The organism is Streptomyces sp. NPDC029151 (assembly GCF_055564315.1).
This window is the reverse complement of record NZ_JBVHWQ010000003.1, coordinates 276507-291772: the sequence shown is the minus strand read 5'-3', so window position 1 is coordinate 291772 and position 15266 is coordinate 276507. Positions and strand designations below refer to the sequence as shown.

Here is a 15266-nt window from a genome sequence, read left to right as displayed (position 1 = left end):
TTCCTCCCCCCAGGCAGGCCGTCCGGCCTGCGGTTCGCGCGCCGGGCCGGACGACGGCCCCCTCGCATCAGTAGGCGCCCTGCCCGTAGAGCACCGCACGCAGCGTCTTCCACAAGATCACTGTGTCCAGGGCGAGCGACCAGTCCTCCACGTACCGCAGGTCCAGCCGGACCGCCTCCTCCCACGACAGGTCGCTGCGTCCGCTGATCTGCCACAGCCCGGTGAGTCCGGGCTTGACCAGCAGCCGTCGCCGGATGTCCGGGTCGTACGCGGCGCACTCCTCCGGCAGCGGCGGCCGCGGGCCGACGAGCGACATGGATCCGGTGAGCACGTTGAAGAGCTGCGGCAGTTCGTCGAGCGAGTACCGGCGCAGCACCGCTCCCACCCGGGTCACCCGCGGGTCCCGGCGCATCTTGAACAGCGGGCCGGCGCCCTCGTTGCGGTGGGCCAGCTGGGCGCGTGCCCGGTCCGCCCCGACGACCATGGTGCGGAACTTGTACATGGTGAACTCGTGTCCGTCCTTGCCGACCCGGCGCTGCCGGTAGAACGCCCCGCCCCTGCCGCCCGCCACCACGAGCAGCCCGACGAACACCATCAGCGGCGCGAACAGCACCAGCAGGACCGCCGCACCCATCCGGTCGACGACCCCCTTGACCACCCGGCGGCCCCCGGTGAAGGCCGGCATGCTGACCCGCAGCAGCGGGATACCGAGCACCGCGTCGACGTGCAGCCGCGGGCCGGCCACCTCCATCAGCACGGGGGCCACGACCATCTCGGCGTCGCTGCCCTCGAGGTTCCAGGCCAGCCGTTGCAGCCGGTCCGGTGACCAGTGCGGGTCCGGTGTGACCGCGACGACCCGGTAGCCGTCGCGGCGGACGTGGTGGGCGACGTCCGCCAGCCGTCCGACGATCGGTACGCCGTCCAGTTCGTCACCGTCGAAACCGGGACCGTCCGTCGTGCAGACCGCGTCCACGCGCCAGCCGAGGTGCGGGAACTTGCGGGTCCGGATGATCAGATCGCGCACGGTGGCCGTACTTCCGGCGGCGAGCACCGGCCTCAGGCACCGTCCTTCCTTCCGGTGTCCGTGCAGCCACAGACGCAGCAGATACCGCGCGGTCATGGTGACGAGCGCGATGGCCGGGATGGCCACGAAGATCCAGAGTTTGATGTTGCGTGAGGTGAGAGCGATCCCGCCGAGTGCCAGTACGACGGTCGCCGTGAACAGTGCGCGTCCGAGCCGCCGGAATTCCTCGGCGCCCTGGCCGAGTACGGCCGGAGCCCACGACCGGCTCACCGCGAGCGCCCCCAGCACCAGCAGTTCGGTGCCGAATGCGAGAATCCCCCACTTCTCGTGCCAGTTGGCCGCGTCCCGGGCCCCGAAGAAATTGCCGATCGCCGCCACCACGAACGCGGTGGCCACGGTGTCGCTGATGATCACGGTACGGCGGTACCGCTGCTCCCACTCGATCGCGGGCCGGCTGATTGCCCCGTCCGCCAGACGCTCGCGCGCCGACGGAACAGGGCGGACAAGTCCCCCTTGCCGCACAGAACCCCCCCAGGTCCCAGTGGTTCGACGTGTTCGCCCAACACTGTTCCTCCCCATCGGGAGGCCCCCGCCTCCCGTACCGCTCCTCCTTTCGGGAGGCGCCCTCCGCGCATGCCGTCCCGGCTATTGCGGAGTTATTCGAACAACCCTTCCCGGCGGCAGCGGATTCGCGTGTCCTGCCGGATGCCGAGGTGTTCGAAAACCCTTCGAATCCCCGGGTGCTCCCCACACCCGAGGTTCCCTTTCGAGCTCCAGGAATCGATCATCCGGCCCCGGGAGCGCGACTGCCGGCTATCCGGAACGCCGGACCTGAAGATCGTTATTGGTTGCCTTGTGTCCGAACGGCTGAAGCACGGTCAATCTAGACCATCGGAACCGGTATGGAGAGGGGATGTGTGGAATTTGTGCTCAGGCTTGGGAAGCGCTCCTCGGATCGACGCCCTTCCGAAGATGAATTCGCGCCAGCGCACGCCCGCGGTTGGCCTGTACGTGACCGTCGTGCTCATCTGCCGCGCGTGACGGCGCGATCGGTCACTCTTCAACAACCCTGCGCGGCAAGAGAGTTAAGGTAGTGGCTGGTGTGTCCACGACAGCCAGGTGAGGGGCGTCGCCATGATGCCGGCCGGCCAGGCGATGAGCTCGTACCGAGAGGAACGACTTGATGGCGACACGTGAAGAGCCCCGCGAGGAGTTGCTCGACGCGAGCGACGCGACCATCGAGGACGCCGTCCGGTACGCCGACCCGATGGTGCTGCGGGGCCTGCTGTACCAGCTGACCGGGGACGAGGAGGTCACCGCGACGCAGGTGACGACCGTACCGGCGGGCGCCCTCGCCATGCGGGTCCTCCACCGGGACGCGGACATCGCGCTGCTCCGCGGGAAGGCGGCGCTGTTCCTGAAGGCGTACCGCGACGCGGGAGCCGGTGCCGTCGGGCCCGGACCGGCCGAGCGCCTGCCGGTCAGCCTGACGCTCGCGGCCGGCCAGGACATCCCCGACGAGGACATGGGGCTGTGGCTGGAGGACCTCGCCCTGGACCCGTGGGCCCGCTCCCTGCGGTGGCAGGAGCCGCCGCCCCGGGAGCGGCTGGACGACTTCCACGTCACGGTGATCGGCGCCGGCCTCGGAGGCCTCAACGCCGCCGTCCAGCTCAAGCGGGCGGGTATCGCCCACACCGTCATCGAGAAGAACTCCGGTGTCGGCGGCACATGGTGGGAGAACCGCTACCCGGGCTGCCGCGTCGACTCCCCGAGCCGCGCGTACACCCACCTGTACGGCGTCGACTTCGGCTACCCGTACCCCTTCTGCCCGGCGGAGAAGAACGCCGAGTACCTGGACTGGGTCGCCGACGAGTTCGACGTGCGCACCGGCATCGTGTTCGACACGGAGGTGCGCGCGATGGACTGGGACGAGGACTCCGGGACATGGGCGATCCACGTCACCGGCCCGCGGGGGCAGTACACGGTCCGCTCGAACGCGGTCATCTCCGCCGTGGGTTTCCTGAACCGGCCGCACATCCCCCGGATCGAGGGGGCCGAGGAGTTCGACGGACCGTCCTGGCACACGGCCCGGTGGCCCCGGGATGCCGACCTGGCCGGCAAGCGGATCGCGGTCATCGGAACGGGCTGCACGGGCTACCAGCTCATCCCCGAGCTGGCCCTGGAGGCCGGACACGTCACCGTCTTCCAGCGCACTCCGCAGTGGCTGTTCGGCGTGCCCGGCTACCGCTCGCCCTTCCCCGAGCAGGTCACCTGGCTCGACCGGAACATGCCGTACCACACCAACTTCATGCGCTTCCGGGCGACGTACGCGACCGAGGCGCTGGCGAGCGTGACCGAGATCGACCCCGGCTTCGACGATCCGCACTCCCTGAGCGCCGCGAACAAGGCGGCCCGGGACAACGCCCTGGCCTTCCTGAGAAGCAAACTGGGCGATCCCCGGCTCGTGGAGAGGATGACGCCCCCGCACCCCGTGCTCTCGGCGCGACCGGTCCTGGTGGACCCCGAGTACAGCGTGCTCGACGCCATCCAGCGGGACGACGTCACGCTCGTCACGGACGGCATCCGCCGGATCGGCCGCACGGGGATCGAGACACAGGACGGCACCCGGCACGAGCTGGACGCGATCGTCTACGCGACCGGCTTCCGCGCCAGGGACTACCTGTTCCCGATGAAGATCACCGGACGCGGCGGGCTGACGCTGGACGAGCTGTGGAGCGAGGACGGGGCACGGGCCTACAAGGGCTGCATGATGCCGGGCTTCCCGAACCTGTGGACCGTCTACGGCCCGAACACCAGCAGCATGCTCAACATCCCCACCTACCACGAACTGATCACCGTCCACGCCCTCGAATGCATCGAGCGCCTGGTGCGCGACGGCAGGAAGGCGATCACGGTGCGGGAGGAGCCGTACCGGCGGTTCAACGAGGAGGTCGACCGGCGCAACCTCACCAAGACCTGGAGCGACCCGCGCGCCCGCACCTACTACTGGACGGAGGCGGGCCGCACGGCGACCCAGTGCCCCTTCTCGGCCGGCGAGGTGTGGCGCTTCCTGCGTCACGTGGACTTCGCGGACCTGGAGATCCGCTGAGCCCGGTGGGCGGCCGCCACATCCTCGCCGTGCGGTCGTACGTCCGGCGCCGCTCGGTCAGAGGTCGCTGTCCGCGGAGCCCTCGCCGTCCAGGCCGCTCGTGTCGATGTCGGGCTCGCCCATCGCCGCGCCGCCGAAGAAGCCCTGCGCCATCTCGCCCAGGTCCAGCTTCCTGGCGCCGGCCGGAGCGGTGGGCCTGGTGCCCTCGCTCATCCGCAGGGTCAGGCCCAGCTTCTTGACCTTGGCGTCCTCGGCCAGCTTGGCGAGGTCCACGTCCACCTCGGTCAGCTCACCGTTCTTGAGCGTGAAGTCCGCCGTCACCTTCTTGTTGGGGGCGTCCTTCAGATCCTTGTCCGTCGGCAGCTCCATGCCGGGCGGCAGGTCCTTCGCCAGGGGGCGGATCTCGCGGAACAGCTGGGTGACGAGCGAGCGGAAGGGGGCCGTGGCGGTGACGTGCTCGGTGCCGTCCTCGCCGCCGGCGGTCTTGAACGTGACCTCGCGGGCCACGACCTTGCGCAGGGCCTCGGAGAGCTTCTTCTGCGTCTTGGCGTCGAAGGACGGCCCGGGAGCGGGAGCGCCGCCGGTCTCCTTGCCCTTGCCGCGGGCCTTCTCCATGTCCTTGGTGCCGAACTTCACCCACTTGCCCTCGAGGACGTCCTTGAACGCCCCGGCCTCCGGGGGCAGGTCGTCGGCGGAGGGGAGGGGGGTGCCGGTCGCCTTGCCGACGGTGTCCATGTCGGCGCGGACGTAGACGACGTCGCCGATCACCCGGTACTCGACGAGGTCGCCGTCCGGGCTGCTGACCTTCATGGCCATGCCGACGAAATCCTTGTCGCCGGAGTCCTCGATCGGCTTCTTCGACTGCACGGTCAGGGTGACCTTCGCGCCGCTGAGCAGGTCGGCGGCCTCGTCCGGGATCTCCTCGCCGGGCTTGGGGTCGGACTTGGCGTCCAGCGCCTTCAGGGACGCGGCGTCGGTGTCCAGGTCCAGCTCGAAGGAGATCTGCTTCTTCTTGCCGAGCTTGTCGAAGGCCTGGTCGAGCTTCTTGCCGGCGGAGAGCTGCTCCACCGTTCCGCAGGCGGCGGACCCCGCGAGGACGACGCCGACGACGGCGGCGGCGGACAGGGTCTTGTGTATGGCGCTGATGATGGTCTCCTGGTGGGTCCGATCACTACATGATCGATCACAAGACTCACGACCCGCCCGGATGGTTGCCCCGGCGGAGAGAAACGGTTCCCGCGCCCGCGCCCAGGTTTTACCGTCCCGTGGTTGTCGCGCCGAACGGGCCCGTCGGAGTCTTGGTCACCATGCCGTCGGGCAGCTGGTTCTGCTGGTCACGGGGGGGCAGGGGCTGCCCCCGCGCTGAGCGGGGATGGTTCATGCACCTGGAGTTCCGGCATCTGCGTGTCCTGCTCACGGTCGCCGAGGCCGGCAGCATCCGGAGGGCGGCCGCGCGGCTGCAGCTCTCGCAGCCGGCCATGAGCGCCCAGCTGAAGCGGATCGAACAGGAGCTGGGCGGCCCGCTCTTCGTCCGCGGCGCCGACGGGGTGAAACCCAACGAGAACGGGCAGTACGTGCTGCGCTGTGCCCGCGACCTCGTCGCGGGCTTCGACCGGCTGCGCGCGCACGCGCGGTCGGCGGCCGAGGCGGAGCGACGGGCCGCCGCCCCGCTGCGGGCGGGCGGAACCGCCGGCCCCCTGGTGTCCCTGCTGCTCACCGCCCTCTTCGAACTCGTCCCGGAACGCCGGCTCACCATCGACGCCCGCCGTTCCGTGCACACCCTGGTCAAATCGCTGGGCCTGTCGAAGTGCGACATCGCGGTGTTCGGCGAGTTCCCGGGATTCCCCCTCCCGGTCGGCGAGTCGGTGGTGACCCGCACCCTGCTGCGCGAACCGGTCTTCGTCCTGCTCGCCGAGGACCACCCGCTGGCCCGCCAGGAGACGGTCGCCCTCCATGAACTGGCGGACGAGGACTGGGTGATGCCGGAGGCCGACGAGAGCGGTGTGCACGCGTACCTCCACCTCACCTGCCAGTCGGCGGGTTTCACCCCGCGCATCGCCCATGTGACGCCGGACCTGTCCGTGGCGCAGATCCTGGTCGCCGGCCGGCGCGCCGTCTGCGGCGTGTGGCCGACCGCCGACGTCTCCGCGCAGGGCACCGTTCAACGGCCGCTGGTGGACGTCCCGTTCCACCGGCGGCTGGTGCTGGCCTGGAACAGGGAATCGTTTCCGCTGGAGCTGGCCGACGCGGCGTGCGAGCGTCTGCTGGCCGGCTATCTGTCGCTGGTGCGGCAGCGGCCGCAGTATCTGGCCTGGTGGGAGGGCGGGGGAGAGGAGTTCGCCCTCGGCGGGGGCGGCTGACGGGACGGGCCGCGGCCCCCGTGCCCTATAGCTCCGGGGTTGTATCCCAGATGGGATCACGTCAGGAACATGTCACCTGGTGAACACTTCGCGTCAACGTCCACGGGACGTCGTCACCCCACGACGAGCGAAGGAATCTCCCCGTCATGCCCCGTCCTCATCGTCCTCTTCGTCCTGCTCATCCTCTTCTTGCCCTTTCCGCGATGGTCGCCGCCGGCGTCATCACCACGGGTGCGCTGGCCGTACCCGCCTACTCCCAGCCCCACGCGGCACGGAGCGGAACCTCCGTCCGCGACACGGCGATATCCCAGGCCAAGGCGAACGTGACCCGGCACGCCGACACCTTCGGGTTCGGCGCGGGCCAGGCGCTCAAGGTGAAGGACGTCGTGATCGACGCCGACGGCACCCAGCACGTCCGCTTCGAGCGGACGTACCGCGGACTCCCCGTCGTCGGCGGCGACTTCGTCGTCCACCAGAAGGCCGACGGCTCGCTCAAGGGATCCACCCGCGCCAAGGCCCACAAGGTGGCGCTCGCCTCCGTCACCCCCGCCGTCGACGCCAAGGGCACCGCCGCCAGAGCCCTGAAGCGTGCGCACGGGCTGGTGCGCAACGCCAGGTCCACCCCCGAGCTGATCGTGTGGGCCGCCGACGGCACCCCGCGCCTGGCCTGGCGCACCACCGTGCAGGGCCTCGGCGACAAGGGCCAGCCGCACGGTGAGGTCTTCGTCACCGACGCCGCCACCGGTGCGGCGATCGAGAACTACGACGCCGAGCGCGAGTCGACCGGCACCGGCCACTCCGAGTACACCGGTGACGTCACCCTCGACACCACCCAGCGGGCCGACGGCACCTTCACCCTGACCGACCCGGTGCGCGGTCACGTCACCAAGGACGCGCACAACGCCTCGTCCTCGTCCCTGAGCGCCTCCTCCGGGACCGCCTTCACCGACGCCGACAACGTCTGGGGCGACGGCAGGAAGTTCTCCACCGACCGCGCCACCGCCGCCGTCGACGCGCACGCCAACACCGCGAAGACGTTCGACTACTACAAGACGACCTTCGGCCGCAACGGCATCAAGAACGACGGCCGCGGCGCCACCGTCTTCGTCCACGTGGGCACCAACTGGGACAACGCCCAATGGTCGGACTCCTGCTTCTGCATGATGACCGGTGACGGCAACGGCAGCACCGACCCCGAGCAGGTCGACCTCGACACCATGGGCCACGAGATGACCCACGGCGTCACCTCGGCCACCGCCAACCTGCGCTACAGCGGCGAGTCCGGCGGCCTGAACGAGGCCACCAGCGACATCCTCGGCACCATGGTCGAGTGGTACGCCCACAACCCGGTGGACACCCCCGACTACCTCTTCAGCGACCAGTCCACCCCGCCGTGGCTGCGCCGCTTCGACAAGCCGTCCCTGGACGGCGGTTCCGCCGACTGCTGGTCGAAGTCGGTCGGCCGGCTCGACGTGCACTACTCCTCGGGCGTCGGCAACCACTGGTTCTACCTCGCGAGCGAGGGCAGCGGCGCCAAGACCATCAACGGCGTCTCCTACAACAGCCCCACCTGCAACGGCTCCACCGTCACCGGCATCGGCAACCAGAAGGCCTCCGCCATCTGGTACCGGGCGCTGACCGTCTACATGACCTCCACCACGGACTACAAGGGCGCCCGCACCGCGACCCTGAACGCGGCGAAGGACCTCTACGGCGCCACCGGCCCCGAGTACACCACCGTGGCCGCGGCCTGGAGCGCCGTCGGCGTCTCCTGACCCCGCCCCGGTCAGCCGGCCGCGCCCGCCTCCGTCTCGTGGACCTTCTCCACGACGGTGTCTTCCGGCCCCACCGGCCGTCCGTCCGCCGCCCGGATCCGCACCGGGGGCAACGGGCGGCCGGTCCGGCGGTCCAGCAGGCGGGAATGGTCCTCTCCGGGGGCGAAGCACTGCTCCTCGCCCCACTGGCGCAGGGCGACGATCACCGGGAACAGGGCGCGGCCCTTGTCCGTGAGGAGGTACTCGCGGTGGGCCCCGCCGTCCGGTGCGGGCACGCCGCGCAGCACCCCGGCCTCCTCCAGCGCGCGCAGCCGTGCCGCCAGGATGTTCTTGGCGATGCCGAGGCTGCGCCGGAACTCGCCGAACCGGCGGCTGCCGTCGAAGGCGTCCCGCACGATCAGCAGGGACCACCAGTCGCCGATCGCGTTCACCGACCGCGCCACGGGACAGGGGTCGGCGTCGAAACGGGTGCGGGCGACCATCCGCGGCTCCTCTCCTCCGGCGCCCTCTCCAGGCGCGGTTGCAACATGCTACCGCGCACGGTTACGGTCGTGGAGGTAGCAAGTTGCAACCAAGGGGAGGGGTGTGTCGGTGTGGCGATCCAGTGCCCGGACACGGTCGGCGGGTGCGGCGGGACGGCGGGCCACGGGGCACGCGTCGACGCGCCGGCGCCGGACGCGTCACCGCCCGCCCGGCTCCTTACCCTGCTCGCCCTCGCCTGCGGCAGTTCCGTCGCCACCGTCTACTTCGCCCAGCCCCTGCTGGTGACCCTCGGCGAGCGGTTCGCGCTCGGCGCGGGACTGCTCGGCGCGATCGTCACCGTCACCCAACTCGGCTACGCGGCCGGCCTGCTGACGCTCGTGCCGCTCGGCGACCTGCTCGGCCACCGGAGCCTGGTCACCGCCCAACTCGGGCTGCTGGCACTCGCCCTGCTGGCCGCGGGGCTGGCGCCGGGCGCCGTGGCGCTGTTCGGCGCGCTCGCCCTGGTCGGGCTGCTCGCCGTCGTCGCCCAGACGATGGTCGCGGCCGCCGCCGCCCTGAGCCCGCCCGCCCGGCGCGGCCGCGCCGTCGGAACGGTCACCGGCGGCATCGTCACCGGCATCCTGCTGGCCCGCGCCGCCGCCGGCGTCCTCGCCGACCTGGCCGGCTGGCGGGCGGTCTACCTGACGTCCGCGGGCGTCACCGCCGTCCTCGCCGTACTGCTGCGCCGCGCGCTGCCGCCGGGCGCGCCGGCCGCGGGGGTGCGCGAGGTGTCGTACGGCCGGCTCGTGGCCTCGACCGTCACCCTGTTCGCCCGCCACCCGCTGCTGCGGATCCGGGGCGCCCTCGCCCTGCTGGTGTTCGCGGCCTTCAGCACGCTGTGGAGCGGGGTGGCGCAGCCGCTGAGCGGGCCGCCGTGGTCGCTGTCGCACACCGCGATCGGTGCGTTCGGGCTCGCCGGAGCGGCCGGGGCCGTCGCGGCCCGGGCGGCCGGGCGCTGGAACGACCGGGGGCTCGCCCAGCGCACGACCGGCGCAGGCCTCGCCCTGCTGGCGCTGTCCTGGCTCCCCATCGCCCTGACCCGGCAGTCGCTGTGGGCGCTCGCGGCCGGCGCCGTCCTGCTGGACTTCGCCGTGCAGGCCGTCCACGTCACCAACCAGACCCTGATCCACGCCGTCCGGCCCGACGCGGGCAGCAGGATCATCGGCGGCTACATGGTCTTCTACTCGGCGGGCAGCGGCCTCGGCGGCCTCGGCTCCTCCCTGGCCTACGCGGTGGCGGGCTGGCCGGCCGTGTCGGCCCTCGGCGCGTCCTTCAGCCTCGCCGCCCTGCTCCTGTGGGCGACGACCCGTCGGAGATCGGCGATCGACACTCGGTGACCGGTGACCGGTGACCGGTGACCGGTGACGTCCGGTGCCGGGCGGTCGGTCACCGGCCGCGGGCCCCCAGGTACGCCTCCCGGTCGGCGGAAGGGCTCCACGTCGCGGCGCCCGCGCTGTAGCCCGCCGAGGAGAGGTGGACGGGTGCGGCGACGGCGGTTCCGGGGCGGTGGCCGCCTGGTGCGCCTGCTGTCGGTGCGTGCGCTGGAACGCGGACGGGTCGCCGGCGCCGATGCTTCCGCCTCCGGGTTGTCGGCGGTACGACCCCCATCGCGGCCACGGCCAGGGCGCGCACCGGCGAGGGCGCACATCGCCGTCCGCCGGTGCCGCCGAGCAGGGCGGCACCCGCCCGGCCGGCAGCGCTACGGCGTCCACGTGGAGGCCCTCGCTCACCGTGCCCGGGTCCCAGGCGCCCAGCTCCGCGTCGCCCCCGCCGGCCGTCACAGTCCCGGGGCGTACCGCCCGTCCCGGGTTCAGTCGGCGGACCCCGCGGACCGCGCTTGAGTCGAGGAGCACACCCCGCCTGACCAGGGGTCCCAGCGCCGGCACCGTGCGGAGCATCCGGAATGTTTCGAAAGCCCGAAGTGTCCACCAGTCGGACCAGGTGTTGTGCCGTCCGGGTCTGGGACGACCATGGATGGGGAGAACGCCCGCCGGTACCGCACGAGCCATGGCGCCGAGCGGGAGGGAGGATGAGGCATGGGCACGACGGACTCCTCCCGGGCAGGCGACGCCCGGCCGGTGGCAGGCTCGGCCGCGCCGCCCAGTGGGCTGCTCGATCTGCTGAGCGTCGCCGCGGTGGTGCTGAACACGAGCGGACAGGTCGTCTTCTGGAGCACGAAGGCCGAGGAACTGTTCGGCTACACCGCGACCGAGGCGCTCGGTCGGTACGCGGCTCCGCTGACCATCCACGAGGAGCACCGGGACGAAGTGATCAAGCTGTTCGCCGAGGTCATGGAATCCGGCACCGACTGGGCCGGGGCCTTCCCGATCCGGCACAAGGACGGCAGCACCCGCCTGGTGGAGTTCCGCAACATGCGGCTGCTGGACGACCTCGGCGACACCTACGTCCTCGGCCTCGCCGCGGACCAGGCGGCGGTGGAGCGGGTTGAGCGGGACGCCGCCCTGGCCATGCGCCTGGTGTCCCAGTCCCCGATCGGCCTCGCGATCCTCGACCCGCAGCTGCGCTACCTCGCCGTGAACCCCGCCCTCGAACGCATCACAGGCCAGGGCGCCGCCGACCGTCTCGGCCGGCCGGTCGGCGAGGTCCTCACCTACCTGGACACGGATCCGGAGGCACGGCTGCGCCGGGTCCTGGAGACGGGCGAGTCGGTCGTGGACCGGGACATCGTCTGCCATCCCCCCATCGACCCGGACCACGAACACGCCTGGTCGGTCTCGTACTACCGGCTGGAGGACTCCGGCGGGCGTGTGCTGGGCCTGGCCTACTCCGTCATCGACGTCACCGAGCGCCACCAGGCCGCAGCCGAGGCGGCGCAGGCCCGGCAGCGGCTGGCACTGATCGCCAGGGCGTCCGCGTCCGTGGGGACCACCCTCGACCTGGAGACGACGGCGTGCGAGCTGGCCGAGGTCGTCGTGCCGGCCCTCGCCGACGTGGCGGCCGTGGACGTCCTCGACAGCGCCCTCGACGGCCGGACCGCGTCGAACGACGGACCCGCCCGGTTCCGCGCCCTCGCCATCAGCGCCTCCCACGCCACCGAGGCGGTCCGCGCCGCCGACCCGCCGGGGGAACTCGCCACCTACGACAGCGACCGACTGATCACCCAGTGCGTGCGCACCCGCCAACCGGTCCTGCTGCCCCACACCAGTCGCGAGGACCTGGACCGCATCGCCCGCCACGGCGAGGCCGCCGCTCATCTCGCGGCGGCCGGTGTGCACTCGTACCTGGCCGTGCCCCTGCTCGCCCGGGGCGAGGTCCTCGGCGCCCTCGACCTCAAACGCACCCGCAACCGGGCGCCGTTCGACGACGACGACCTGTTCCTCGCCTGGGAGCTGGCCGCGCGCGCCGCGGTGTGCATCGACAACGCCCGCGGATACCAGGCCCAGCGCCATGCGGCCCTCACACTCCAGCGCAGTCTGCTGCCCGAACCCCCGTCGCACGTGCCGGGCCTGGAGGTCGCCTGCCGCTACCAGCCGGCCGGGGTGACGAGCGAGATCGGCGGCGACTGGTACGACGCCATTCCGCTCCGGGGCGACAAGACGGCGCTGGTCGTCGGGGACGTCATGGGCAGCGGTATCACGGCCGCCGCCACGATGGGCCAACTCCGCAGCGCCGCCAGGGCGTTCGCCGAACTCGCCCTGCCCCCGGCGGAGGCCCTGGGCCACCTGGACCATCTGACCGAAGGGATCGAGCAGGCCATCACCACCTGCATCTACTGCGTCTACGACCCCGGTCGCGGCGAGTGCGAGATCTGCCTCGCCGGTCATCTGCCGCCGGCCCTGATGCGACCCGGCCGCCCGGCCCGCCTTCTGGACCTGCCCACCGGAGCACCGCTCGGTGTCGGCGGGGTCCCCTTCGAGGCCACCACCATCCCCTTCGGCCCCGGCGACGAGCTGGTCCTCTACACGGACGGCCTGGTCGAGACCCGGAGCGAGCCCATCGACGCCCGCCTGCACACTCTGCTCGACGCGCTCACCGCGACGCGGGGCCGCGATCTGCAGGACAGCTGCGACCGCATCCTGAGGCGGCTCCGGCCGCCCGGCGGAGACGACGACGTGGCCCTGCTCATCGCCCGGGCCCTGCCCTGAGCGGGCCGCTCGACCGGACGCGCCCGAGGCACCGGGCGTCTTCGACGCTGCCGCGGCCCGGCGGCCGAGCAACGGCTTCACCTTCCTGCTGCTCCGCGGCAGCCCAAGCGCCTCGCCGCCGACCCGGCGGTGTCCGCCGCCCCGGGGCCCGGACGGCACCGGCCAGAAGGACACCGCCGGCGAGGGTGCGCCGCCCCGTGTCCCAAAGGCCGTCACGGCCGCCGTCCCGAGACCCGGCGGTGCCGCCCGAGTGTCGCGGCGGCACCGCCGGGCCCGTGCGTCAGTCGCTGTGGACGCCGACCTCGTAGAGCGAGTAACCCCACTGGGTGCCACGCCGCGTGCCCGCGACGCGGACGTAGCGCGCCGGTGTCCCGGCGAAGCGCGCGGTGTCGAGACCGCCGTCGCCCTCGGTGGTCGACCAGACCGTCCGCCAGTCCGTGCCGTCCGTGGAGAGCTGGATGCCGTACGCCTTCCCGTACGCCCGCTCCCAGTCGAGCGTGACCCGGCCGACCCGGTGGGTGGCGCCCAGGTCGATCCGCAGCCACTGGTCGTCGCTCCACCCGCTGGCCCAGCGGGTGTCCCGGCTGCCGTCGACGGCGCGACCGGGGGCGTAGCTGGTGAACGGGTTCCACCACTCCGCCGAACTGGCCGTGGCGGCCGCCCCCCGGGCGAGATCGGCACCCGCCTCGTGCCGCTCGGTCGCCCCCCAGGTGTCGAGGTAGGACTCGGCGCCCCGGAACAGGTCCTTCACCACGTCCTGGCCGCCGACGCGCCGGATGTCCTCGATCCAGTCCGGGACGAGGCCGTAGTGCGCGGCCCCGTCGGTGTTCAGGTCCCAGGTGCGCTCACCGGTGGTCACCCGGTCGATGACGGAACCGCCGTCGACGCTGCGGAAGGGGTAGACGACCTTGTTCGGCGCGTCCGCGCCCCGGGGTCCCGGCCAGCCACCGACGCCGTTCATGTCCGTGCCGTACCCGTAGCCGACGCCGTACTTGTCCCGCAGCGCCTTCGTGCGGTTCGCCTCGGCGACGAAGCCCTCCGAGCCGTTCATGTACTGGGCGACGAAACCGCCGAGCCCGTAGACCCGGTCGGTCCAGTTCATGTCCATCCAGCTGTGCGAGGAGATCACGCCCGGGTAGGACGCGGAGTCGAGGATGTCGAGCGCGCGGCCGACGGCCTTGACGCTCATGTGGTCGATCTCCAGCATCATCTTGCGCTTCATCATGCCCCGCACGGCGTACTCGCCGAGGTCGGTGAGCCCCCGCACGTTGCACCGCGCGCCCGCGTCGTACGAGGGGACGCTCACGCCCGCCGGGAGCTTCGCCTCGGCCCCGGGTGCCGCGGCCGAGCCGATGGGGTTGTCGGCCTGCGGCCCCGCGCACTGCTCCGTCTTCCAGAAGGTGCCGGTCGACAGGAACTGCCCGACGTTGATGGCCGTTCCGAGGCTGCCGGAGTCGAAACGCACCCCGCACAGCGCGTTGTCGAACTTGTGGCACAGGAACATGCTGCGCACGCCCAGCGCGTACAGCTCGTCCAGGCCGGCGTCGATGTCCTTGCGGTCGCACTGCGGGACGTCCAGGATCTGCTTGCAGCCGAAGGGCTCGGAGGTCTCCACGCCCAGCACGACCGCCAGCTTGCCCTGCCGGACGACCTCGCGGGCCTGGGCGCTGTCGGTGACGATCCGGAACCAGCCCTTGCCCGGACCGCCGTACATCCGGTCGACGTAGGCCTGGAGGTCGTAAGTGAGCTTCGCCTGGAGCCGGATGGACGTCATCTCGTCGCAGCCGCGGTCCTTGAAGAAGTACACCGAGCAGATGACGCCGTTGGTGACCAGGTCGTTGACGAGCACCCGCTGGCCGCCGCGCCAGGCCCGTTCCACCCACGCGTAGTAGTTCTGCTGGTGGGTCAGCGAGTCGTGCGCCGGCCAGTCCTTGAAGGTGGGCCAGCCGACCGGGTCGTGCCTGCCGTCACCGCCCTTGGTGATGAAGTCGAACACGGCCAGCGAGCCGTCGGGGTAGTGCTCGGGGCAGTCCTTGAGCGCGTCGGCGATCCCGGCCTCGGAGAAGACCTTGCCGCAGATGAGCCGGCCGCCGAAGGCCTCGTTGGCGAACAGGTGGTCGTGGGCGTCCACGAACCCGCGCACCTCGCCCCGGTCGTCCGTCCCCGTGAAGGGCTCGCCGGTGACGCCGATCCCGGAGTCCGGTGACGGCCGTGCGCCCGGGACCCACCAGTCGTTCCCGGCCGCCGAACTCGGAGTGGGGCCGAGCACGGCGGCCAGGACGAGGAGGAGCAGCGAGACTACGGTGACGTCTGTGCGTCGGCGGTACGGGCGGCTGGTCATGGCCACGGCCCACGTCCCTCGGTCGACGG

At 71.8% G+C, this 15266-nt stretch carries 9 protein-coding genes; 5 read left to right on the top strand and 4 right to left on the bottom strand.

Features of this window, described 5'->3' with window-relative positions; translation table 11 throughout:
- Positions 1-67 precede the first annotated feature (67 nt).
- On the bottom strand, positions 68-1546 hold the full coding sequence (locus ACZ4VF_RS14285; RefSeq protein WP_467926020.1) for a sugar transferase: 1479 nt from the start codon (positions 1544-1546) through the stop codon (positions 68-70).
- 661 nt (positions 1547-2207) lie between these two features.
- Here ACZ4VF_RS14285 and ACZ4VF_RS14280 point away from each other — a divergent pair.
- Positions 2208-4133, top strand: a complete 1926-nt coding sequence (locus tag ACZ4VF_RS14280) for a flavin-containing monooxygenase (RefSeq protein WP_467926019.1) — start codon at positions 2208-2210, stop codon at positions 4131-4133.
- 57 nt (positions 4134-4190) lie between these two features.
- Here the strand turns inward: ACZ4VF_RS14280 and ACZ4VF_RS14275 are convergent, their stop codons facing one another.
- Positions 4191-5201 carry a hypothetical protein gene (locus ACZ4VF_RS14275; RefSeq protein ID WP_467926018.1) on the bottom strand — a complete coding sequence of 337 codons (1011 nt, stop codon included), beginning with the start codon at positions 5199-5201 and terminating at the stop codon, positions 4191-4193.
- 311 nt (positions 5202-5512) lie between these two features.
- Here ACZ4VF_RS14275 and ACZ4VF_RS14270 point away from each other — a divergent pair, with 311 nt between their 5' ends.
- Positions 5513-6493, top strand: coding sequence for a LysR family transcriptional regulator (locus ACZ4VF_RS14270; protein ID WP_467926017.1), 981 nt, complete (start codon positions 5513-5515; stop codon positions 6491-6493).
- A 203-nt stretch (positions 6494-6696) separates the two neighbouring features.
- Positions 6697-8268, top strand: coding sequence for a M4 family metallopeptidase (locus ACZ4VF_RS14265; RefSeq protein WP_467926015.1), 1572 nt, complete (start codon positions 6697-6699; stop codon positions 8266-8268).
- An 11-nt stretch (positions 8269-8279) separates the two neighbouring features.
- On the opposite strand, the gene ACZ4VF_RS14260 is transcribed toward ACZ4VF_RS14265, so the two are convergent.
- Positions 8280-8750, bottom strand: a complete 471-nt coding sequence (locus ACZ4VF_RS14260) for a winged helix-turn-helix transcriptional regulator (RefSeq protein WP_467926014.1) — start codon at positions 8748-8750, stop codon at positions 8280-8282.
- 111 nt (positions 8751-8861) lie between these two features.
- Here ACZ4VF_RS14260 and ACZ4VF_RS14255 point away from each other — a divergent pair, with 111 nt between their 5' ends.
- Both ACZ4VF_RS14255 and ACZ4VF_RS14250 read left to right on the top strand, forming a co-directional pair.
- Entirely contained in the window at positions 8862-10127 is a 1266-nt protein-coding gene (locus ACZ4VF_RS14255) for an MFS transporter (RefSeq protein ID WP_467926013.1), read from the top strand.
- Positions 10128-10826: 699 nt separating this feature from the next.
- Entirely contained in the window at positions 10827-12896 is a 2070-nt protein-coding gene (locus tag ACZ4VF_RS14250) for a SpoIIE family protein phosphatase (protein WP_467926011.1), read from the top strand.
- A gap of 280 nt (positions 12897-13176) precedes the next feature.
- Here the strand turns inward: ACZ4VF_RS14250 and ACZ4VF_RS14245 are convergent, their stop codons facing one another.
- A complete protein-coding gene (locus tag ACZ4VF_RS14245) occupies positions 13177-15237 on the bottom strand; it encodes a galactose-binding domain-containing protein (protein ID WP_467926570.1) in 2061 nt (686 codons plus the stop codon).
- Positions 15238-15266 lie beyond the last annotated feature (29 nt).

Bases quoted from the DNA above. Each gene is read 5' to 3' on its own strand.
- ACZ4VF_RS14280 (WP_467926019.1), top strand. From the start codon at position 2,208: ATGGCGACACGTGAAGAGCCCCGCGAGGAGTTGCTCGACGCGAGCGAC.
- ACZ4VF_RS14270 (WP_467926017.1), top strand. From the start codon at position 5,513: ATGCACCTGGAGTTCCGGCATCTGCGTGTCCTGCTCACGGTCGCCGAG.
- ACZ4VF_RS14265 (WP_467926015.1), top strand. From the start codon at position 6,697: ATGGTCGCCGCCGGCGTCATCACCACGGGTGCGCTGGCCGTACCCGCC.
- ACZ4VF_RS14260 (WP_467926014.1), bottom strand. From the start codon at position 8,750: ATGGTCGCCCGCACCCGTTTCGACGCCGACCCCTGTCCCGTGGCGCGG.
- ACZ4VF_RS14250 (WP_467926011.1), top strand. From the start codon at position 10,827: ATGGGCACGACGGACTCCTCCCGGGCAGGCGACGCCCGGCCGGTGGCA.
- ACZ4VF_RS14245 (WP_467926570.1), bottom strand. From the start codon at position 15,237: ATGACCAGCCGCCCGTACCGCCGACGCACAGACGTCACCGTAGTCTCG.